5 protein-coding genes are annotated in these 4,515 nt (G+C 40.6%); all 5 read right to left on the bottom strand.

The window, feature by feature from the left end:
* On the bottom strand, window positions 1-446 hold a 446-nt coding region (locus E1163_RS02145), incomplete at its 3' end, for a hypothetical protein (RefSeq protein ID WP_221417912.1).
* Between the two features lie 61 nt (window positions 447-507).
* Window positions 508-1,119: a hypothetical protein gene (locus tag E1163_RS02150; protein WP_155168990.1), complete on the bottom strand. Its 612-nt coding sequence runs from the start codon at window positions 1,117-1,119 to the stop codon at window positions 508-510.
* Window positions 1,097-2,734 (bottom strand): RHS repeat domain-containing protein, encoded by a 1,638-nt coding sequence (locus tag E1163_RS02155; RefSeq protein ID WP_155168992.1) that lies wholly within the window; start codon window positions 2,732-2,734, stop codon window positions 1,097-1,099. Before E1163_RS02155 ends, E1163_RS02150 begins: the two co-directional genes overlap by 23 nt.
* A 125-nt stretch (window positions 2,735-2,859) precedes the next feature.
* The gene (locus E1163_RS02160; RefSeq protein WP_155168994.1) at window positions 2,860-3,270 is read right to left on the bottom strand and encodes a hypothetical protein; all 411 of its coding nucleotides are present in this window, start codon (window positions 3,268-3,270) and stop codon (window positions 2,860-2,862) included.
* A 155-nt stretch (window positions 3,271-3,425) separates the two neighbouring features.
* Entirely contained in the window at window positions 3,426-3,947 is a 522-nt protein-coding gene (locus E1163_RS02165; protein WP_155168996.1) for a hypothetical protein, read from the bottom strand.
* Window positions 3,948-4,515 lie beyond the last annotated feature (568 nt).

Here is a 4,515-nt window from a genome sequence, read left to right on the forward strand (position 1 = left end):
TGATCTTCTAGTCCCTTTGGATTACTATCCTTTGCATGCCCTTTATTAAACTCCTTTTGAACCCACCCATCATCACCATATTTTTTCATTGTTGTCCCAGAAGGATTCTCTGCAACGGTATTTGGTTTACCTTGATCTGGTATCCTATTTTTCCTCCTTTTTCCTGTATTGGCGTTTTCATTGGCTGCACCACTGTTATTCCCATCAGCATTCAACATATTATTGAACCCATTATACATGGTATTTGCTCCATGGGCTGATATGACTATGCCACCAATTGCACCCGCCGCACCTGCAACAGCACCAACACCTGTTGACGAGGTAACCACACCCCCACTTGCAGAACCTTCCGCAACACCGGCACCTAACCCCATCTCAATGGCTCCTTGCCCGACGCTTAGTGCGTCTCCAAACTTTTGACCAATTCTGCTATCTGAGGTTGCCATAACTACACCTCCCGTAGCGGCTGCAGTAACTTCCGCACCAGAATGAGGGTTCTACACTAAATCAATGTCTAATCATATCACTTCTCTTAATGTACTTTGCAATTTCATTAAATCTTACAGCCCTATTTTTTACCTCATCATCAAACTCATCAACAATATCTATACCTTCAATTATAGAGAGATACACTTTTTCCCCTAAAATATTGGTCAAATGTATATCAAGAGCTAAATACTTCATATCCTCCGATTCTAATTTGATGTTCATTTTTACATCTAAATCATAGGTGCCATCTTCAAACCTATAAATAATACATTCCCATCCATCTGTATCAACGACAACTTCTCTATTATCTGAATCATAAATCACAAACCTAGAAAGCAATTCTTTTTTCCTTGGTTTGCCAACCATAAACTCCCAATAATTGGAACTTGGCGCATAATTCATAATTTCCTCTATGCTAGGTATCAATTCCTTATCAAAATGTGGAGATATGCAAAAATAAAAGTGGTCTTCAAAAGGACCATACTCCCAGTCGTATGAACCTAACTTTTTAACCATTAAATCTATTTTATCTATTAAGTCCTTATTTTCTGGGTCTGCTCTTAACTCTCCCTCAATAGCTGTAAAATCCGCCCAAAATAAATTTATATCAGTCAATTCCATATCCTCCATATTTTTTTTGAAAATATTCTTCTCTTTTGCTTCCCTTCTTTATCTCATTCCGTTGATTATCCAGATTCTCTATTCCACCTTCCTGCTCAATAGCTCTCTGTTCCTTAAATACACCTTCCTCAGGTGAATCATACTCATCAATAATTTCAGCATTAGATCGGTCCCTACCATCTCTCTTTCCACGCTTACTTGGCGAACTTTGCTTTGTTCTCCCTACATATGGTTTTCCACTATTAGTATCTTCACCAGGAACTTTATAAATTTTCCCATCAGCATTCAGCAAATTGTTCAATCCATTCCGCGCAGTGTTGGCTCCGTGAGCTACAATAACTACACCTCCGGCAGCAGCAGCACCTACAACACCGCCAACTATTGTAGGAGAAGTAACCGCTCCACCTACTGTACCTCCTGTTGCCAAAGCTCCCCCACCTACTGTTTCTAACGAACCTTGCAACACACTAAAGGCATCTCCTGCCATCTGACCTGCTGTAAAAGCTGCATTATCCCTTGTCTCCCGCTCAAACCCCTGAACCAGAACGGTTTCACCATCAGCTCCCACCACTGTTGTATTGTTAGAAGCAACTGCGTTTACTGCTCCATTTGCAAAATCAACAATGCCCTTTGCAATTGCCCAGCATTTGGGACAATCTCCGTAAGGATCATTATACCTGATGGGGTTATTGAATGAATACTGATAAGGTGTGTAGATTTCTTGCCCTGCCTGATCAGTCAGCGGGTCAACCTGCATAAACCTACCAGTGGTATAATCGTAAGTCCTATACTTAGTCATATCCATGCTAAGGCCAAGGTCTGTTATCCTCTCGGTATTGAACGTTTTGTCCCCCGTACCCTGGTTGAACAAGAACCTGTTGTCCTTAGCAGTAACCCTCTTAAAACCCCCTGCCATTTCCATACCGTAGGGATAGAAATTGTCACTTTGGACAACATTGCCTTCGGAAAGCACCACCTTCATATCATCAAAGAACATACGCGAAGAGCTGTTACTCTCGCTAAGGTAAATATAGATGAAGCCGGCTTTTTCTACAACTATATCATTTAAAGCTAAAACCTCATGGGTATTGGCATTGACATCCACCTGTGCAAAACCATCCTTCTGGAAGTTCATCTGCTCATCGAAGAGAATGTAATTAAGATAAGCCGCTGGTCTCGTATCTCCTGCGTCATTACCATTGCCCACTAAACTTGTACCATTCTCAGCAGTAAAAGCATCGTAAGTCGATTGCTCAAAAGTATTACCACCGTTCGCGCCACCAAACGCTCCGGCTACAGCCGCAAGGATAGCATCGGCAGGTTGCAAATTTCCATAGTCACCAGCTTCGTAATAGCTATATACTTCTATGTCTATCTTATCACCCGGCCCTACTGGCAAACTGATTGCTGGCCCCGCGATCTGGCTGTTGTTCAGCATCACTACTTCATCGTCACCGGCCACATGGATGTCACTAGCGGTGGCATCGGCACTGTTAAACGCTTCCCTCGTTTCCTTGAGGTTGCTGAACAATTCTTCTTCCTCTGCCGCAGTCTCACTCTCGAACCTGCCCGTAAACTCGATTGTCTTCGGTTTCGTCGTAAAGGTCAGCCTTGTATTTCCCAAGTGGTCTTTTAAATGGTACTGGTAGTCACATATGCACTTTTTAAACGAACCTTCAGTTTTTCATAGTGCCTTTGCCCAGATAAAAGCTGATTTTTTCTGTGCTTTGGCTGCCTCAGGCAGTAAAATCATGTTAGATCACTGCTAAACAGCACCTGCGCAAAATCTTCATGTGTAACATTATCCTTCTTATTTTCAGCCCTCATGGTCTTAATTATCTTAATAAACCTTTTTTTGCCTTCAAAATTTGCCAGATTAGCTCCATTTCTATCAAAATCGGCTATGTATTTTACCACCTGCTCACTTCCATAAATAGCTATTCTAACCTTTGCATCTGTCAACTTTACCCTCGCCATTGCGTGCATATTTTTGTCTCTGCTGCTTAGCTCGGCTGCTGCCAAGGCATAATCAGCGTATGCCTTAATTTTCAACTGTTTTTTTTGACTTTGCCTTTCCCTCAGATTAGTAAAAATATATTGGAGAAAAGCCCCTGTCACAACCCCAAAAAAAGGTAGCAATGCGATTAATGTTTTATCCATAGTATACTGTTATGTAATCCATCTTCATTGCCAAGATGATCCTTTATGTGGTACTGGTAGTCGTATATGCACTTTTTTAACGAGCCTTCAGTTTTTCACTGTCCCTTTCCCTGAGCAAACAGGTTTTTGCATTGCCCTACAGATAGTGATCTAAGCTATACCTGTCCTTTAATCTTAGTCCTTAATTCCAGTAGAACTATATCAATTAGTTTCTTATACCGTGCTTCTGCCTCTTTGTATTCTTTACTTGTACGTCTAGATTCGTCCCTATCCCTGTTTTCTAGTTTAACACTGGTGATTTGCCTGTTAGCTCCGTAAGTAAAAAGCACTTTTTTAGATATGTCAATGAGATCATTAACATTGTGAAGTATATTAAGTACAACCTTCTCTTTAAATATGGAGTAGTTTTGGTCATAGTAAATGCTTAAGTCTGTTAATGCACTTATACTATTTTGAAGTTGAACTTTCCATTGTTGATCTGGATGCCATAATAACTTTATGTTGGCATCTAGTGTCAAAGTTTTAAACTCAATGCCTCTGATAACATCGATTCGTAGGTCAGACCATTTTGCTTTTTTATCGTAGCGATATTTTACGTAAGCAACAACAGAACCCCCGATTATAGAAGAAAATAGGGGCGTAATTACATTTAGTAATAAATTGGTGTCTAATTTCATGAGCTTTTCTAATTTATGTGTAAATCTCAAGGCAAATTTACTTAGAAGCTGCTCAAGTGGATTCAACTACTATCTGCTCACCTGTACACCAAGTCTAAACCAACCGCACAACCCGAAGCTAAGTTACATAACATGCCCCTATATAAACTCATCGGTTTTTCAGCGGCCTAAAGGATTTTATCTGCGGATTATATAAGCATATTATGTAAAATGGCCCCACTAGGCAACCCTATCCTCTGTTACCCAATTCAGAACCTTCATACCGGATCAATGAACTGCAACAGTTAAAAGATGAAGACCGCCAGCATATTCTTAAAACCCTTGGAGCGCTGATCAGGGAGGCTAAAACCAGATTGACTTTTGGGTAAGAAAAAAGCCTCGCATTGCTGCAAGGCTCCTTTTCAGTTTATCACGGGAGTAACTTCCGCGCTAGAGGGTGTAATTACCAAGTTAACAACGATCGTTTCCCATATTTCCGTAATGTAGATTCATCCACCCTTCTTTTAATTGCCCATTTTTTCCATCTTCTAATTGAAAAATACCAATAAACCCACCCAATTAAAAAACC

The organism is Fulvivirga kasyanovii, from assembly GCF_009711405.1.
Lineage (GTDB): Bacteria > Bacteroidota > Bacteroidia > Cytophagales > Cyclobacteriaceae > Fulvivirga > Fulvivirga kasyanovii.

Coding starts and splice junctions, on each gene's coding strand:
- E1163_RS02150 (WP_155168990.1), bottom strand. CDS start 1,119: ATGGAGGATATGGAATTGACTGATATAAATTTATTTTGGGCGGATTTT.
- E1163_RS02160 (WP_155168994.1), bottom strand. CDS start 3,270: ATGGATAAAACATTAATCGCATTGCTACCTTTTTTTGGGGTTGTGACA.
- E1163_RS02165 (WP_155168996.1), bottom strand. CDS start 3,947: ATGAAATTAGACACCAATTTATTACTAAATGTAATTACGCCCCTATTT.